Here is a 17,500-nt window from a genome sequence, read left to right on the forward strand (position 1 = left end):
CGCCCAGACCCCAGTGCCTACTCTTCCGGCAGTACCACGAAGGATGACACCGGTCGCGGGAAGTCTATCCCGGAGAACGGAGCAGCGCCAACGGGTGCGGTGAGCCATTCAGGCGATTGCAACTCCGGCATGGGCTTCGCCTGGAACAGCTTCTTGCATTGCCGAGCCGTCCATCTCGCCCAGTTCTTTGACTTCTTCCGGCGCGCACTATCCGTCGAAATCCCCGTGCCCGCGTACATCTGCCGGTAGAGCTTCGAAAGAAAGATGAAGGCGATCCTTGCGCGCAAATTCGGCGTGCATGCGGACCTCTCCCAGATGGCGCTCCAGTTATAGAACCTGTCCCACACCCGCTGCGTGCGCTCGCGAATTTCATCGGAACTCATGGAAGGGTGCGGTGTGAACATCTTGGGTCGAACTTCGATGGGAATCAGCCAGTAGCGCGTAATCGGGACGTCGCCCACCAGCGTGGGATGTGTCGCCTGCTCCTTTTCCCAGCGGCCAAAGTCAACTGTGCCGGGAAACGGTGTCATCATCACGAACTGCGCAAAAGTGACGCCCGCTTTCAACGCCATCTCCACGGTCGCGTCGAAGGTCGCTGGCTTGTCTGTCGGCAGTCCGAAGATGAATGATCCAAGCACGTGAACGCCGTGCTTCTTGAATGTCTGTAACTGCTTTGCCAGTGCCTCGCCGGAGTAGTTCCAGTCCTTGTAGACTGCCTTGAGTCCTTCGGGCGTTACCGCTTCAACTCCCACCAGCGCGCCTTTGATATTGGCTCGGCGCATAGCATCGAGATAGTCGCCGTCTTCGCCCGCTTCCATTGTGATCTGGGTGAAAAAAACCATGTCCTTTGGCAGCTTCGCCAGCTCTGCCATCAGCTGGAATCGTTCACTGCGAATCTGGGTCAGTTCTTCAAGCTTGGCAAAATTCTTCTGCTCGCGCGCCTGCCGCAGATCGGTGAGCGTAACGGGATAGAAATTGTCGTCTGCCAGTGCAATAAAACGGAAACCGATGCGACGAAGGTTGACGATTTCGTCGATCACCTTTTGAAACGAGCGTTGCCGCGGCTTCTGCCCATCGGTGCGCCATACGCTGCAGAAGGAGCAATGCTTGGGGCATCCGCGAATGGTCTGCACCGAGGCCCACATATATTTGTCCGGGCGCATCAAGTCCCACCGCGCCGCGAGGAACTGCGACCCTTCAAGTCGGCCGCCTTCATAGATCTTCTCGGGCTTGCCCGCGAGGCAATCGGCCACCGCCTTGCCCCATGCAACATCGCCGTCGCCTTTTACCACGGCGTGGGCTTGTCCACGTTCCAATGCTTCCTCGGGGAAGAGCGTGGCGTGAATGCCGCCATACACTACCCATGCGCCGCGCTCGCGCGCCATGCGGCCGACCTGGTAGCCACGCAGGGCGTTGCCCGTATGCACGCTGACGCCGACGATATCTCCCGGTTGAATGCTTTCGGGCACGATCTGCTCGAGCGATTCGTCGATCAGAATAGGGGTTCCCGCAGATTCAGGCGTTGCCGCCGCAAGAACAAACAGCCAACGCGGAGTGATGACTGCTGTGCCAAAGGAATTGTCGCTGGGATTAACCAGATGAACGCTCGTAACTGCCTGCCTTTCCAGGTGAGGGCTTCAGCGTGAAAGCGAAGCGGGGAAGCCGGTAAGATCCGGACCTTCTGACACCCTGGGCAGGTAACGAAAGACCAGTGGCCTGCTGTGTCGTTTATCATACACACCACGCGCGCCACTGACATTTCATCGGTGCAATTTTCTGGGGCCCGGCCGACAGATAACATCCTATAAGTTAATTATTTATTACAACTTACAGATAATATTCAACCTGGGTCGGGTTGATAGCCTGGGCAAGCCAGAAGCTAGTTGTCTGCCAAACGCAGTCGTCGTTTGCGGACATTTCGGACTGCTTCCAATATGGCAAACACACCAGGACAAAGAGCGCCAATCCAAGCAGTCCGCCACACGGGAGATAACACGTCCGAAACCGCAAGTGATCCTGCCGCGAATGTGTCGACGGAATCGGCGTGCAGATCCATGTAATTCGTGTTGAGAATCGCGTCGAGGCCGAATCAGGAAACGGCTCCCGCCGGTTGGCGTAAGCGGTACCATGGGCTGCGCGAGAATGCCATCTGATCCCCAATCCCAAGTACCCGGTCCCTTAGTCCATCCCTGTCTTCAGTTCCTGTACACTTGAAGTGTTCACACGTCATGCAAAACAAATATCCAATCGGCATCCTGGGCGCGACCGGAATGGTCGGCCAACGCTTCATTCAGCTGCTTGAAGACCATCCGTGGTTTGAAATTACTTGGCTTGCAGCCAGCGACCGATCAAGCGGAAAAGTTTATGGCGAAGCTGCCAAGTGGCGCCTCGACACTCCACTTCCGGAGCGCATTACGCGCATGACCGTTTCGGCGGCCGAGCCAGAAGGTGCTCCGAAGATTATCTTCGCCGCACTCGACGCCGCTATTGCCCGCGAGATGGAGCCGAAGTTCGCCAACGCCGGCTGCGCAGTTGTCTCCAATTCCAGCGCTTATCGCATGGCGCCCAATGTGCCTCTGGTGATACCCGAGATCAATGCCGACCACCTGCACTTGATCGAGGAGCAGTCCTCGCGCCGCGACTCGGGCGGATACATGGTCACCAATCCCAACTGCTCGACGATCGGGCTGGTGATGGCGCTCAAGCCTCTCGAAGAGCGCTTTGGTATCGAGCAGATCTTTGTCACCACCATGCAGGCAATCTCGGGCGCAGGCTATCCGGGTGTGCCTTCAATGGACATTCTGGGCAACGTAATCCCCTACATCGGCAGCGAAGAAGAAAAGATGGAAGCCGAGACTCTCAAGCTACTTGGCCATCTGGACGGCAACCACGTGACACCGCTCGCAGCAAAGATCAGTGCACACTGCAATCGCGTCGCGGTCGAAGACGGTCATACCGAAAGTGTCTCTATCAAACTCGGAAACAAGCTGGGCCGCACCGTCACCCATGAGGACATTCTTGCGGCGTGGGCTGAGTTCCAGCCTCTCAAGCCGCAACATCTTCCGATGGCTCCCGAGCAGCCAATTGAATTTGCGACCCAGCCTGACCGTCCCCAGCCCCGCCTCGATCGCAATCGCGGACGCGGCATGGCGGTAACTGTAGGTCGCCTTCGCCCTTGCACCGTGTTCGACTGGAAGTTCACCGTGCTTTCTCATAACACCATTCGCGGAGCCGCCGGCGCTGCGATCCTCAACGCCGAGTTGTTAGTCAGTCTCGGCAAATTGGAGCCAGTGGCCGAAACTGCGGCGCGCGCGTAGCTTATTTGAAGTGGTCGTCAGGTCCGCGGAGGATGCGAGCTTTGGCCCGTATAGCGAGCCGCCAAATGCATGTGGGCTTTAGCCCCTGAGGTCGAAACAAGGAACACATGAGCCTGGTCGTGATGAAATTCGGCGGCACCTCGGTGGAAGACCCGACCGCCATCAACCGTACCGCCGCAATCGTCGCGGGCCGCGTCGCCGCCGGCAAGCAAACGGTCGTCGTGGTCAGCGCCATGTCCAAGGTGACCGATCAGCTTCTGCGTGCTGCTGCCGCCGCTGCCCAAGGCGACCGCACAGGCGCTCTCGCCATCAGTTCTCGCCTGCGCGCCCGCCATCGCGACACTGCCTGCGCCTTGATCAAGACCCCAGCCGACGCGGCTGCGCTCTGCAATCTCATCGAGCAGAAGTTTGACTCGCTCGACGAAATCCTGCGCGGCCTCGCCGCTATTCTCGAACTCACCCCGCGCATCTCCGACCTCGTCGTCAGCTACGGTGAACGCCTCTCCAGCCGTATCATCGCCGCAGCATTCACTGAGCGAGGCACCAACGCCGCACACGTTGACGCGCGCGAAATCATCATTACGGACTCGCAGTTTGGCAAAGCTGTTCCCCTCGACGTGCTGATCGAGAAACGCGCCGCCGAGCATCTTCGCCCACTCCTCGATCAGGGTAAGGTTCCCGTCATGGGCGGCTTCATCGCAGCAAACGAACAAAATATCACCACCACGCTCGGCCGTGGCGGCTCCGACTTCACCGCTGCTCTTCTGGGCGGTGCGCTTGCAGCCGACGCAATCGAAATCTGGACCGACGTTGACGGCATCATGACCAGCGATCCGCGCGTATGCCCCGATGCCCTGCGGGTCAAGGTCATCAGCTTTGAAGAAGCTGCAGAGCTTGCCTACTTCGGCGCCAAGGTGCTGCATCCGGCAACAATTCTGCCCGCAGTACGCAAGAACATCCCAGTGCTGGTGCTCAACAGCAAGAACCCGGCAAACGAAGGCACGCGGATCATCTCCATCGCGCCGCATTGCAGCAGCCCCTTCAAATCCATCGCGGTAAAGAAGAAGCTCTCCATTATCGACGTGGTCGCCAGCCGCATGTTGATGACGCATGGCTACCTCAAGGCCATCTTCGACATCTTCGACAAGCACCAGTGCCCTGTTGACATGGTTTCCACAAGCGAAGTTTCTGTCTCTCTGACAGTGGACTCCAATGACAAGCTGCCTTTGATCGCAGCCGATCTGAGCCAGCTCGCCGATGTGAAATATGAAGGTAAGAAGGCGCTTGTCTGCCTGGTCGGCGAAGATATTCGCGGGCAGAGCGGCATGGCAGCGCAGGTCTTCAGCGCCATCAAGCATGTGAACGTGCGCATGATCTCGCAGGGCGCCAGCGAAATCAATATGAGCTTCATGATTGATGAAGAAGATGCGGACGAAGCTGTGCGTTCGCTGCATGCCGCGTTCTTTAAGGAACCCGATCCGGTAGTGTTTGATGTAGAGTCACGCAAGGCTGTGGTTTAGCTCCCGGTCTGCAGCGATCCCGTTTTTCTACCTCTTCAGCGGCCTCTGCTCAAGGTTAGCGACTGCACGATTCTTGGCTATACGTCGATTGCAAACGAATGTATGCTGCGTAAAGTAATTTGCGGAGCCCCTATGACTGAAAGCGCAAACAAAGACTGCGTTAGACGCCACTTTGACGAGCTTTGGAATCACGGGGAAGTAGAGAAGATAGACGAGTTCTTCTCCTCGGAATTTTCTAATTTCGGTGTTCAATATTCCGACGTTCGGGCAATCATTCAGCACGTTATCCGCACCTGGCGTGGCGCATTTCCGGATTTGTTTTTTCAAATAGACTCGCTCGTCGAGGAGAGCGATACGGTCATGTGCGAGGTCACCATGTCCGGCACACATCTCGGCGACTTTTCATTAATTCTCCCGCTTCAGGGACCCACGCTCGCTCCGAATGGCAGGAAGTTCAAGGTCAAGCATATTCATCGCTTCCGCCTCAGAGGTGCAAAAATCGTCGACCATTTCGCTGTGCGTGATGACCTCTCCATGTTCCAGCTACTTGGCCATCTCAACGCCATCGGCAGTTAGCAGGTGCCCCTGTTGGCACACGAGGGTTCGCCGTTGCAATTTCGCTGATAGAGGTTGTAGACTCACATCCATTCAAAAGCTGATTGATCGTGAGTCTGGATTGTGAACGTCAAATCCCCGCTCCTTCTCTGCCTCTACTTCTTCGCCGCCGTCCTTGCAGGCTGCCACCATTGGCCGTCTCCATGGGATGGCCAGTGGACGCTGGATGAGTCCAAAAGCCACTTCGCTGCGCCCACCCTCACCATCACCTTGACTCCCGAAGGCATGTACCACGTCGATGATGGCGTAATCGACTACTCCTTTCGCTGCGACGGCAACCCATACCCGACCACTATCGGCAGCGGTGGATTTTTCTCCTGCACCCAGACCGATCCGACGACAATCGTTTTGAAAGAAAAGGCCGTTGGCCCCAACCCAACCAACATACGATGGGAACTCTCGACGGATGGCAAGACGTTGACCACCATCGACAGACTGATTCAGATCGGCGGCTCCACGAAAGATAAGCAACTCGTCTATGCACGCGACCCTGAAGTCCGAAACTCTGACTTCCGAGACTCGGGATCGACCGGCTTCTCCGGCCGTTGGATAGCGACCAGGCCCTTTGACTTCCCCTCGAAGACTGTAGTGCTCATCCTCAACTACAACGCCTTTCATTTCGAAGATCAGGACTGGGGTCAAGTCTCCGACTCCCTCATCGACGAACCGCCAACTCCCATACGCGGCGCCAATCAGCGCTTCGGATTCTCGCGCTCCGTCAGAATGCCCGGTCTGCGCGAGATTCAGACGGAAGACACTTGCGCCGGCCGCGTCATCTTGCGAACGACGTGGAAGGTCAGTGACGACGGAAGGACTCTATCCGAGGAATTCTGGGTGCCGGAAAAGCCCAGCCAGAAGAACTTGCTCGTATATCGGAAATATTGAGCGCTCCGAGTTAGCCGTTTTCGACGCGCTCTTTCATATCCGCATAGGCTCTCTCAATCAACACTCTCAAAGCTGCGTCATTCGAGGCCGTTTCCGGTTTCAGCTTCACATGGCGCATAAACTTGCCGTTGCCTTGCAACAGCCCAGCCGGATCTGGTAGCGATGCACCTTGAAAAAACCCTACATTGACGTGAGCGGTGAATACGTTCACGTAGCAGAAGGGCACATCTCCCAGACAGGCAACCGGGCAGCCGTCATGCATAAGTTCGCGAACTTCGTCGCCGCACTTACGCATCACTTCGAACCACTCGTGCGCGATCGCTCCCAATACGCCTCGATGCCCTCTCATCCACGCAGCGATGGCGGGGTCCCGCTCCACAGCGCCGTCGAACCGCAGTAATTGCGTTGTCTTCACCGAATTAACTTACCCTAAAAGGCGCATAACATTCACCCGGAAAGCGCCACGGATTCGCAAAGTTCGTTAGTTAATTTCGCTGCAGCGATTCAAGATCCTCGTCCCCGTCGGATAGGCTGTAATCTGTAAATCAACGTGAATTTTAAGGAGCGGAAGATGCTCTTTCTGGTTTTGGGCAAAGGCAAAACAGGCTCGCTGGTCGCGGAAGTCGCCCGCGAGCGTGGACACGGCGTGCGCGCTCTCGACGTCAACGAAAATCAGCAGGCCTCGGCGCTTACGGGTCCCAGCCTCGCCGGCGTCGATGTGGTGATCGACTTCACTACGCCAAGCGCCGCAGTTGAAAACATTCGCGCCGTCCTCGCGCTTGGAGGTCGTATCGTAGTCGGCACGACCGGCTGGTACACCCAGTTGCCGGAACTCAAAGCCATCGCCCAGCGACGTGGAGGCGGCCTGCTCTACGGCACAAATTTCTCCATCGGCGTGCAAAAGCTTTTTCGCCTTACCGCCGAGCTTGCCCGCATCGAGGGCTACGAGTTTTCCATCAGCGAGACGCACCACACGTCAAAGCTCGATGCACCCTCGGGCACCGCCATCACTCTCAAGGAAATCATCAGCTCTGTGCAGCCAGGCATTGATGTACCGATCGAGTCGCATCGCGTCGGCGATGCCAATGGCGAGCACATTGTCACGGCGAAGAGCGATCACGACATCATCGAGTTGCGCCACGATGCGCACTCCCGCCGTGGCTTTGCCATCGGCGCGGTACGGGCCGCAGAGTGGCTACATGGCAAGTCAGGCGTGTGGGAGTTCCGCGAAATTTTCGACCAGCTATAGTTTTCCGAGTACAATTCTCGGTTCGATAAGTCAGGTCGAAACGATCATGCAGAAGTTGATTGTCGCAATCTTCTTTGTCGCTACACTCTTTCAAGCGAAATCTCAAGACGTCGTCGGCAAACCGCTCATGTGGGACGTGGTTTCCATTAAGCCGCATCGCGCGCTCGACGATCGCGCCATGACTCGGACTCTTCCCGATGGCTTCGAGATGGTGAACATGACGATTCACTCGGTCGTCAGTCAAGCTTTCCCAGTGAGATCGGCTGATCAGATTTTTGGATGGCCGTCGTGGACCAACTCGGACCGCTTCGATTTTCGTGCCAAGATGGACGCGGAAACTACTGAGGCTTTTCGCAAGTTGCGTGGTTCCGATAGTAGCGATATGTGGCAACTGATGTTCCGCCAGCTTCTCGAGGAACGCATGGGCCTGAAGTATCACGTGGAAAGGCGAGAGCTGCCAGTTTACGATCTCGTCGTCGCCAAGCATGGACCTAAACTCAAGCTTTCGGCTACAGACGAGCAAAGTACATCCCAGTCAAGCCCTGGTTGGCTCTCGGTGCATCGCACCCCGGCAAGCGGTCTAGCGGGCATACTTTCGGGAATAGTTGGACGTCAGGTTAACGACAAGACGGGATTATCCGGGCTCTACGACATTGAGCTCACGTGGCACTGGAACAACGATCCCGAGTCTGTCGAGACCGGCCCTTCCCTCTTCACGGCCCTGCAGGAGCAGCTCGGCCTCAGGCTGGAAGCCGCAAAGGCGCCCATTGAGGTGGTCGTTATCGACCATCTTGAGCGCCCTTCAGAAAACTAAGCTACGAGAATTGTTGCGAATTATTTGGAAGCCGATCCAAAGACAATTGTGATGTTGGTTTCCACGGATACCGGCTGGCCATCGAGCATATAGGGGTGATACTTCCAGGTCCTCACAGCATCGACTGCCGCCGGCGCCAGAATCTTTGGACCGCTGAGTACCTGCACGCCTTCAATCGTTCCTTGCTTCGTGATCGTAGCCTTCAAAATCACTTTGCCCGTAATGTGAGCGTCCTGAGCAAACTTGGGATAGACCGGCGGCGTCTTGCGGATGATCATCCCTTCGGCAACACCGGCGGAGATTCCCACCACGTGCGGATCAATCTTCACCTTCGGGGATCCTCCGAAAACAGTGCCTGGAACCGCACTGCTGTCATCCATCGGGACAACGGGGGGCGCCGATGGCGGCGGCTCGTCAGCCGGTGCAACCTTCTTGATCTGGCCGGCGATGCGTGTAGGGGCTACAAGCTGTGCAGCCATCGCGTCGGGCGACACGGGCTCAGGTTGATTGGAATCGGCCGCAATTGGCGTAGTGGGCGTATTGACCGAAGTCGCGGTTGGTTTTGCAGCGGTTGTTCCGGCAATGGGCTTGGCTGCAGGTTGCGCGTTCGAAGCTGTTACGGGCTGCGTTTCATTCTTATCTTGAGCGGAAGCCGTTGTTGCCTTGTTTGAGTTCGGTGAGGAACTCGGCGATGACGAGCGAGTGAATACCACCAGCAAGACCAGCGCTAGAACCAGCGGACCAGCGGCGATCAAAATCCACTTGACCCAGTTCGCGCCCTGTTTTTCGGCAGCTTCGTCGGGTTCAGAGTCGCTCAGAATTGCGGATGAACGGAATAGTTCCACGGCTACCGGTGGCCGCTCGATAGCGGGGGCGGCTGGTTTCTCGAAGCTGGAAATGGGGCGAGGTGCGGGTTCCGGATTTCTGCGCTCGGGTACCAAGGCTGGACGAGGACGTGTTTCAGCCCGCTTGCCAGGCGGTGGCGGCAGGGGAGCGCGGCGCAAATTCGCGGCATCCCAAGCATCAAACTCGGAGGGAGCTTTCTCGGCCGCAGAGGCCTCTGGCGAGGGAATTGTGACCTCTTCAATCACACGCGCAATCTCGGGATCCTTGTACCCATCGCTGGCGCGTGTCGACCAAGGTTGCGGCGTCGGTTCAAACCGTTTTTCGGGAAGAATGGCGGTCACGTTTGAACGCGCGGCTGGTGCTTCCGGTACTCGCGGCGGCTCAACGGGTCTTGCAGCAATTGGCGGCGGTGCAGCTGCCGGTTTCACAGCGGGCTGCTCAGTTCTGATCGGCTCCGTGCTTTTCGCCGCAGGCTCGTTCTCTGTCGGCAGCGGCAGGAAATCGCGGGCACCTGCACGCATACAAGCCATCAACAGTTCCTGATCGCTGCGCGCGGAGTATGCCATCACCGACTGTCCAATTTGAGACAGCTTCTCGATGATCTGCAACGCATAGCTTTCGTCGGTGTCGACATCGACCAGCACGAAATCAAAATTCTGCTCGAACATCTTCGGCAGATCGTTCAGTTGATCAGGATAATCAATAAACTCGTGGACCTTGCGGCCCTGGGATGAGGCGAGAGCCCGGGCAACAATCTGCCGGTGTGTGTCATTTGGGCCGATCAGGGCGACATTCATTCCCTTGGCGGCGTTCTTTTCACCCTGCGAACCTTGCGCGTTCGAAATCTCAGCTCTGGCGATCATGATCCTCGATCCTTCTTCTCGGTCAATGTCGACGCCCGAAGCCGCTGTGATTTCGCCACGCGGCAATTCTGAGTTCGACATGATGCAAAGCCTGATTTCGAAATGGGTTCTAGAGCCCATTCTGAAGATCGGCGTGCCAGCGGATCTGGGAAGAAAAGCCAAAACTGCCTGCGAATCCATTCCGGCATTCGCAGATCAAGATCCTTTGCATTCAGTTAAGTGCACAATCTATTTCCGGTCTAGCGGAGATTGCGCAGCCTGAATTTCGGTCCTGTAACGGTCATGGTATATGGACTTCTATGCCCTTTGGAACTACTAGGTACTAGGGGATACATGCCTTTCGTCACGTGCCGTCGGCGGCCAAACATTGTCCTTACAGGAACTTGATCGCTCAAACGCTTTGCTTTCACACCCTCAAGACGGAGCAAATCGATCGGCAAATGGACAGAGATCAGATTCATTCGCTGCCGCTATCCGGCCTTGAACACTAAAATATTGCCACACTATGTTTCTTCGCGTTGCTACACCAAACGATATCCCTGACATCGTAGCTCTTGAACGTACCCCCATGGCCCGCGAATTCGTGGGGCAGTGGAGCGAAGAACGTCACCTCAACAACATTACGGGTGGCGACTCCCGTTATTACGTCAACGAAACGGATTGGGGCGAGATCCAGGCCTATGCCATTCTGCGCGGCATTCAGGAGGATTCGCGTGCCATCGAACTCAAGCGCATCGTGGTCGCCGTGCCCGAGCGCGGTCTGGGCCGTCAGATCCTCAAGGAGCTAATCAGGATCGCCTTCCTCGAACTCGGCGCGCACCGGCTTTTCCTCGACGTGTTCGAAGACAACTCTCGCGCCCGCCACCTTTACGAAAGTCTCGGCTTCCAATATGAGGGCATAATGCGCGACGCTGCGCGACGTGATGGACGCTGGTGCAATCTTCACCTGATGTCGATGCTTGAGTCGGAATTTCGCCAGCCCTGATCCCTGTCTCTAAATCCATCGTGGTCCCTCAGTCACGCTCCAAGTCACAGCCCTGCGATATACACTTTTCAGTGATGGAAACTACGGGTTGCGGTACGGCAATCGTTACGCCTTTCCGGGCGGACGGATCAATCGATGAGCCGGCGCTGTGGGCGCTGGTGAACTGGCAGATTGACGCAGGCATCGACTTCATTGTGGCCTGCGGATCGACCGGAGAAGCGGCCACGCTCGAAGAACAGGAGTGGCTGCGCGCAGTTCGTATCGTCATCGAAGCCTCGGCCGGTCGTGTGCCTGTCTGGGCCGGTTGCACCCATAACTCCACCAAAACTCTGCTGCGTCTCGCTACCATGCTGCGCCAGGTGCCGGGCGTCGACGCCATCCTTTCAGCCAATCCGTACTACAACAAGCCAACGCAGGAAGGGCAGTTTCAACACTTTCTCGCGCTCGCAAAGAGTGTGGACCCCATACCCGTCTGCCTTTACAACGTGCCCGGACGTACCGGTGTCAATCTGGATCCACTGACCGTCGTTCGCCTCGCCGCCGCAGCACCCAATGTGGAAGCCATCAAGGAAGCCAGCGGAAAGCTTCCCCAGATCGCGGAACTTGTGCACTCTCTTCCATCGAGCTTCAAGATTTTTTCCGGCGACGACAACCTTGCTCTCGCTGCGATCGGGGTTGGCGCGCAAGGATTGATCAGCGTGGCGTCCAATGAGATTCCTGCAGAGATGGCACGTATGATCGGCGCCGCCCTTCGCGACGAGTGGTCCGAAGCCCGCGAACTTGAGCGCCGCTATGGACGCCTTTTCGAAGCAAATTTCTGGGAGTCAAATCCTGGCCCCGTGAAGACTATTCTTAATTTGATGGGCCGCGCATCCGATACAGTGCGCTTGCCTTTGGTCCCGCCGATGCCGGCCACCCGTGCTAAGCTCGAGCGCCTCGCTGGAGAACTTGGGCTCTTGAAGTTCGCTGTACCCGCCGGCGACCTGCGTATGTTCTGATTTTCACGAATCGTCGCGCAGAAAAATTTGGGTCTCCCTGTCGAAATGAGAACGCACCGCGCGTCATCGTGGTGACGGCGCTTTAAACCACCGCCCAAAACTCAAACGGAGGATCATCCCAATGCAATATCTGTTGACCCTTTACGCAGAAGAAGCAGGTTTCCAGCGCATGACCAAGGAACAGCAGCAACAGGGTTATGCCGCGTACATGGCATACACTGAAGCGCTGAAACAGGCGGGCGCCTACGTGGGTTCAAACCGCCTGCAGCCCATCGCCACAGCAACCACGGTGCGCACTGCCGATGGCAAAACGCAGGTTCTCGACGGCCCTTATGCCGACACCAAGGAGCAGCTCGGCGGCTACTTCCTCATCGATGCTCCTGATCTGGATGCGGCACTCTCGTGGGCCGCACGTTGCCCCGGCGCGCAGCACGGAGTAGTTGAGGTCCGGCCCATCTGGAAGATGTAAGCCATGAGTGACTCTCAAGACGGCGTGCGACCTTGCGACCCATGTGACTTGGCTGAGCAGGTTGCGCGCCGCAGTTATGGCAAGCTCGTTGCGTTTCTTGCGGCAACCACCCGCGACGTGGCATCCGCCGAGGACGCACTTTCTGAAGCTTTCGCCACGGCGCTGGCAGACTGGCCTCGCAACGGCTGCCCGCAAAATCCTGAAGCGTGGCTCATGACGGTGGCTCGTCGCAAATTCCTTGATGCTTCCCGGTCCTCGCAACGCGAAACAGCTTCGGATGAAATCGACGAAGCAGCGGCCATGCCATTCGACGAGGAGTCGGCGGAGATCCCTGATCGCCGTCTTGGCCTCATGTTTGCATGCGCACATCCTGCGATCGATGCAGCCATCCGTGCGCCCCTGATGTTGCAGGCGATTCTGGGTCTCGATGCCGCTCGCATCGCGTCTGCGTTTCTTATCTCCCCTGCCACCATGAGCCAGCGGCTGGTTCGCGCTAAAAATAAAATTCGGCAGGCAGGAATTCCCCTCGAAATCCCCGAACGCAGCCAGCTTCGCGCGCGGCTAGCCACGGTACTCGATGCCATCTACGCCGCATTTGCCGAAGGCTGGATCGATGCCGCCGGAACAGATGTGGCACGTCGCGATCTCGCGGAAGAAGCCATCTATCTCGGCCGCTTCATTGTTGAACTACTCCCTGATGAGCCCGAAGGCCTGGGCCTTCTTTCGCTCATGCTCCACGCTGAGTCTCGACGTCAGGCTCGCCGCAATACGGATGGCGATTACATTCCGCTCACGCAGCAAAACCCAACCCTGTGGAATGCAGCGATGATTGATGAGGCTGAGTCGCTCCTTCACCGCGCCGGGACCATGAATATGGTCGGCCGTTATCAACTCGAAGCCGCGATCCAGTCTGCTCATGCGGTTCGCGCACGCAGTGGCCGATCCGATTGGGCCGCCATCGTGCAACTTTATGACGCGCTGTTCGCGATTAGCGGATCGCCCGTGGCCGCTGTCAACCGCGCTCTCGCTCTCGCCGAGTTACATGGCGCACGCCGCGCACTCGATCACCTTGATGAAGTCGCCGCTGATCCGCGCCTTAAGGAATACCAGCCATACTGGGCAGCTCGCGCCGAACTTTTCGCTCGCATCAACGCGCGCGACGAAGCTCGTCACGCCTACTCGATCGCCATCGGCCTCGAACGCGATCCCTCAGTGCGTCGGTTTCTTGAACAGCGCCGGATGTTGGTAGACGAATAAATGCGGTCGAGGTTGAGGGCTCGTGGAAAGAAAGTTTCCAAAGGGTAATGTATTGAAAGCTCTAAAGTTACCCGCGTCGCAGCAGCTTAAAAATAACTTAAGAATTTCACAACTTTCTTACCGTCACCGGTGTTCCCCTTGATAAGGACACAGCCAAAAAACACTTTCTTCCACTGTGACGCTGTGGACCCGACCCGCGAAAAGTTCCGTGAGGCCACGGATGTTCGCAGAAAGCGCGGTGAATCTGGAATGTTTATTTCAAAGTCAGGAAGGCACAACCTTCCGTCTCTTGTAGCTTTGACGGTTGCCACTCTTCTGGCAGCAGGCTGCGGCAGCAGCACAACCTCCATCAACTCAAACTCGCAAACAGTTACTGGCTCTGCGTTCGTGGTCGGCACTGACGCACCGATGGCCAGCGTCGTCTCCTTCAGCGTGCAGGTCGGCATTGCCGCCACTGATGAGAACGGCAATACCGTGCAGTTGGTCAGCGGATCGCCCACGGTCGACTTTGCGCGCTTCAACGGCCTGCAGACGCTGATCGACATGAATGATGTTCCGGTCGGCACCTATGCCAAGGTTGCCATTACACTCAGCAACGGCACCATCGGCTATCTCGACACCAGCACCGCCGAGCCAACGATCAAGACCATGCCGGCCAATCTCACCAACGCCACTGTCAGCTACACGCTTGCCAACCCGATGGTCGTCGCTCAAGCTGGCGCTCCTGTCGGCTTGCACATGGATTTCAATTTGCGCAAATCCATCGTCGTCAGCAACGGCCAAATCACCGGCGACGTAATTCCTACCTTCGCCGTGAACGGCGTCAACAACAACGACAAGGGCGCTTACATCGATGAATTTGACGCGGCTGTAGTCAGCACCGACGCCGGCAAACAGACCCTTACGGTGCAAGGTCCCCATGGCCGCCAGTTCACCGTCAACGTGACCGGCCAGACGGAGTGGGATGGCGGCGCCATGTTCAGCGACCTCACTTCCAGCAGCATTGTGCAGATCTCCGGCTCGCTTGATCGCGCCGACGCCACCATTGATGCGGACGAAATCGCTATTCTTTCCGACAGTGGTTTCTACGCCGCTGGCCAGGTCACCTATGTCAATCCTTCGTCAGGGCCTGCCACGAGCTTCGACCTTTACGTGCGCGGATTGCTGCCTACAACCACCGGACTAACGCTGGGCCAGATCGCAACCATCGATTTGAGTGGCAGCGAAAAGTATTCGATCTACTGGATGCACGGGCCATTCGCACAGTTCCTCTTTAACCAGAGCGGACTGCTACCAGGACAGCACATCGCCGTCGGCGGGCCAGCCAGCGGCGCAACCGATCCGACAAAGGTTACAGTGAAGCGCGTCGTTCTGCGTCACTGGGGATTCAACGGAACCGTGGTTCCCGGCAGCGTCAACACCGGCAACAACACCTTCCAGATGACCGTGAATGGGTTCGCCGGGCTGCTGATTCCGCAGACCGTTACCGTCTACATTCCTGACAACTGCGAATATCGCGACGGACTGACGCAATTGTCGGATGTCTCGTCTGCGACCAACGTTCGTGTTGTCGGGCTGCTGTTAAAAAATCCAACCAACGGCAACACCGTGCTCGTGGGTCATTACGTCGACGATCTGAACTGAGTTTGATTCTTTGATTTGGAGTTGAGTACTCGATACGCCGGAACTCGCACCGCGCAAGCGACCCGAGTTCCGGCGTTTCTTTTGCGCTAGAACAAGTCTCCAATGGGCGGAAACGTCAGAAGCACTCCAGCAGCCAGCAGAACGAAAGCGATTGCAACGATGCGCCCCGAGTTAACATCGCGGCTCTGCCAACGGTAGTGAAGCACGGCCCAGACTGCAAGCCACGCAATGATCGCCACAGTCGAAACGCCCGAAAGCGGCCCGGTTGGTCTATAGAAAATTAAAGTCCGGGCAAGCGGCGGCGCCTGGTCCGCAGCCACCGCAAGGGCCCCAATTGCAAAGCAACCGACGCCAGTTGCAAGCACAGCCGCGGCGCCTGGTCCGTTGGGCGTCATCTTCTCGGATCCCGAGCTTGCGGACTCTTGCTCCATTACTGACCTCCACTCATCAGGTGAATTGTTCTGCCGCCCTCAACTGGAGCATGTTTATTGAGTTCGGCGCCGAAAAACCCGGCAACCCCTGCGCACATAAATGAAGCAACCACGAAGGTCACTACCGCCGCCCGTAATTGTGGAAACTGCCCGATGCTTCGACGATATTGCGCGAACACCACTGCCGCCATCGTCATCGAAATCGGCGTCATCCACGCAATGTGCTCTTTCCATTCCATGCCGATCGCATGCCAACCGATTGTGCCTGGACTCGACTTGAGCAGCGCCTGCGGAAATGAATTCAGCGCACCCGTGCCCATGGGCGGCACTGCGCGATACCACGGGTAGATGATGTATGCGCCGGTCAGCACCGTGATCCATGCAATCATCGCCATTGCAATCAGCCAGCGACCAAGAAAGACCTCATCCCCTAATGAAATTGGTTGCTGAGAACCGGGTTTGTAGCGGCGATATAGCTCGACGATTGCAAAAGAACAAGCCAGCAGATAGAGGGCGCCGAATCCCATGCCATGCACCATCGTCCACAGGCCGCGCGTCGTTATCTCCATGGCATCTGCTCCGTCTTGCGGGCGATTCTCTAGCCCAAATCGAAATCAGAATCCGTTCTTCAGAGCGCGTCCCGAGTACATTGCGTTCTGCAGCATCGCCTTCTTGTCTTTGGAATCCTTGTCCTTGTCGTCGTCCTTTTTGTCGTCTTTACCCCACGTCCAGTAGAGCCCGAGATACGCGTAATTCTCGGTGCGGCCCGCGATAGAGTGGCCATAGGCAAACAAAAGCTGCATGGTGTCTTCGCCCTTCAAGTGCCAGTAGCCGCCCGCGTCGATCATGGTTGACGCCTGCGCCTGTGGTGTCAGAGGCCCTTCGCCGCCATGCGCAAAAATCTCCCCGGCAAGCTCGAGCTTCTTGCTCACTTCACGCTTCAACAAAAATCCGCCATACGGAAAATCGTGGAACCCATCCTGCGGGACTACCGTCTCGCCTGCCCCGCCATCGAAGAGCCACTTGCCCTCGTTTTTCTGCAGCCACAACGGCAGTCGGTACCAGACCTTGCCGACACCCAGGCCCTTGTCGGAATTGCCGGTCGGCATCTCAAACATGGTGAATGTGCCGATCTGGGGAATGGCCTTCGTCTCCTTGATGATCGCCAGTTTCACGCCCAATTCCATGTCGGTCAGCCCGGTCGCGCTTGGCCCCGAGCCGGATGGAGCGTACGTGGGATTATTTGCGGGACGAATTCCGCCAAACGGAAGGATTGCGTGCAGCTGCACCCGTGGCACCACGCCCCAGTTGAATTCAAATGCCGGCCCGGAGTAATCCGTTTCCGCTGGCGTCCCGTCTGTAGTGCCGAAAATGTAAAACTCGTAATGCTTGAAATCCACCGGCACCGGATCGTCAACCTGAAACGGCGGACCTTGGGCCCAGAGCTTTGCGCCGCCCAGGCACAGAAAGATAAACACCGTCGATTGGAAGGCGAGCGGCGTGATTCGCAGTAGATATTTCTTCAATTGAGGGGGAAATCGCACCGTTGAGGAAGCCATCTCCAGCCGAAGTTATATCGAATTTCGATAACAGTCAAGACTGTTGGA

Annotated in this window: 17 protein-coding genes; 11 read left to right on the forward strand and 6 right to left on the reverse strand. The window is 57.2% G+C overall.

The features are described 5' to 3' along the window. Positions 1-17: 17 nt before the first annotated feature. Entirely contained in the window at positions 18-1,469 is a 1,452-nt protein-coding gene (locus P8935_RS22395) for a radical SAM protein (protein ID WP_348262534.1), read from the reverse strand. Between the two features lie 759 nt (positions 1,470-2,228). On the opposite strand from P8935_RS22395, the gene asd reads away from it, so the two are divergent. From asd to P8935_RS22415, 4 genes are all read left to right on the forward strand, one after another. After that, the gene (asd, locus tag P8935_RS22400) at positions 2,229-3,317 is read left to right on the forward strand and encodes an aspartate-semialdehyde dehydrogenase (protein ID WP_348262535.1); all 1,089 of its coding nucleotides are present in this window, start codon (positions 2,229-2,231) and stop codon (positions 3,315-3,317) included. A gap of 107 nt (positions 3,318-3,424) precedes the next feature. Continuing rightward, complete coding sequence (gene lysC / locus P8935_RS22405; protein WP_348262536.1) at positions 3,425-4,837, forward strand: lysine-sensitive aspartokinase 3; 1,413 nt, start codon at positions 3,425-3,427, stop codon at positions 4,835-4,837. A gap of 132 nt (positions 4,838-4,969) precedes the next feature. Then, on the forward strand, positions 4,970-5,413 hold the full coding sequence (locus tag P8935_RS22410; protein WP_348262537.1) for an ester cyclase: 444 nt from the start codon (positions 4,970-4,972) through the stop codon (positions 5,411-5,413). A gap of 102 nt (positions 5,414-5,515) precedes the next feature. Beyond that, entirely contained in the window at positions 5,516-6,337 is an 822-nt protein-coding gene (locus P8935_RS22415) for a hypothetical protein (RefSeq protein WP_348262538.1), read from the forward strand. Positions 6,338-6,347: 10 nt separating this feature from the next. On the opposite strand, the gene P8935_RS22420 is transcribed toward P8935_RS22415, so the two are convergent. Next, complete coding sequence (locus tag P8935_RS22420) at positions 6,348-6,752, reverse strand: DUF1801 domain-containing protein (protein ID WP_348262539.1); 405 nt, start codon at positions 6,750-6,752, stop codon at positions 6,348-6,350. 156 nt (positions 6,753-6,908) lie between these two features. Here P8935_RS22420 and P8935_RS22425 point away from each other — a divergent pair, with 156 nt between their 5' ends. Continuing rightward, positions 6,909-7,586, forward strand: a complete 678-nt coding sequence (locus P8935_RS22425) for a dihydrodipicolinate reductase C-terminal domain-containing protein (protein WP_348262540.1) — start codon at positions 6,909-6,911, stop codon at positions 7,584-7,586. 46 nt (positions 7,587-7,632) lie between these two features. Continuing rightward, positions 7,633-8,400, forward strand: coding sequence for a TIGR03435 family protein (locus P8935_RS22430; RefSeq protein WP_348262541.1), 768 nt, complete (start codon positions 7,633-7,635; stop codon positions 8,398-8,400). Between the two features lie 20 nt (positions 8,401-8,420). On the opposite strand, the gene P8935_RS22435 is transcribed toward P8935_RS22430, so the two are convergent. Beyond that, a complete protein-coding gene (locus tag P8935_RS22435; RefSeq protein ID WP_348262542.1) occupies positions 8,421-10,190 on the reverse strand; it encodes a TonB family protein in 1,770 nt (589 codons plus the stop codon). Positions 10,191-10,614: 424 nt separating this feature from the next. On the opposite strand from P8935_RS22435, the gene P8935_RS22440 reads away from it, so the two are divergent. The 5 genes from P8935_RS22440 to P8935_RS22460 all read left to right on the forward strand — a co-directional run bounded on the left by P8935_RS22440 (position 10,615) and on the right by P8935_RS22460 (position 15,462). Further along, on the forward strand, positions 10,615-11,094 hold the full coding sequence (locus tag P8935_RS22440; protein WP_348262543.1) for a GNAT family N-acetyltransferase: 480 nt from the start codon (positions 10,615-10,617) through the stop codon (positions 11,092-11,094). Between the two features lie 74 nt (positions 11,095-11,168). Beyond that, on the forward strand, positions 11,169-12,092 hold the full coding sequence (gene dapA / locus P8935_RS22445) for a 4-hydroxy-tetrahydrodipicolinate synthase (protein WP_348262544.1): 924 nt from the start codon (positions 11,169-11,171) through the stop codon (positions 12,090-12,092). A gap of 121 nt (positions 12,093-12,213) precedes the next feature. Continuing rightward, positions 12,214-12,561, forward strand: a complete 348-nt coding sequence (locus tag P8935_RS22450) for a YciI family protein (RefSeq protein ID WP_348262545.1) — start codon at positions 12,214-12,216, stop codon at positions 12,559-12,561. Positions 12,562-12,564: 3 nt separating this feature from the next. Next, positions 12,565-13,818, forward strand: coding sequence for a DUF6596 domain-containing protein (locus P8935_RS22455; RefSeq protein WP_348262546.1), 1,254 nt, complete (start codon positions 12,565-12,567; stop codon positions 13,816-13,818). A 249-nt stretch (positions 13,819-14,067) separates the two neighbouring features. Continuing rightward, the gene (locus tag P8935_RS22460; protein WP_348262547.1) at positions 14,068-15,462 is read left to right on the forward strand and encodes a DUF4382 domain-containing protein; all 1,395 of its coding nucleotides are present in this window, start codon (positions 14,068-14,070) and stop codon (positions 15,460-15,462) included. An 86-nt stretch (positions 15,463-15,548) separates the two neighbouring features. Here the strand turns inward: P8935_RS22460 and P8935_RS22465 are convergent, their stop codons facing one another. From P8935_RS22465 to P8935_RS22475, 3 genes are read right to left on the reverse strand one after another with little or no spacing between them, the layout of a single operon-like run. Continuing rightward, positions 15,549-15,893: a hypothetical protein gene (locus tag P8935_RS22465; protein WP_348262548.1), complete on the reverse strand. Its 345-nt coding sequence runs from the start codon at positions 15,891-15,893 to the stop codon at positions 15,549-15,551. Next, a complete protein-coding gene (locus P8935_RS22470; RefSeq protein ID WP_348262549.1) occupies positions 15,893-16,462 on the reverse strand; it encodes a hypothetical protein in 570 nt (189 codons plus the stop codon). Before P8935_RS22470 ends, P8935_RS22465 begins: the two co-directional genes overlap by 1 nt. A 45-nt stretch (positions 16,463-16,507) precedes the next feature. Next, on the reverse strand, positions 16,508-17,437 hold the full coding sequence (locus P8935_RS22475) for a hypothetical protein (protein WP_348262550.1): 930 nt from the start codon (positions 17,435-17,437) through the stop codon (positions 16,508-16,510). Positions 17,438-17,500 lie beyond the last annotated feature (63 nt).

The organism is Telmatobacter sp. DSM 110680 (assembly GCF_039994875.1).
Classification (GTDB): domain Bacteria; phylum Acidobacteriota; class Terriglobia; order Terriglobales; family Acidobacteriaceae; genus Telmatobacter.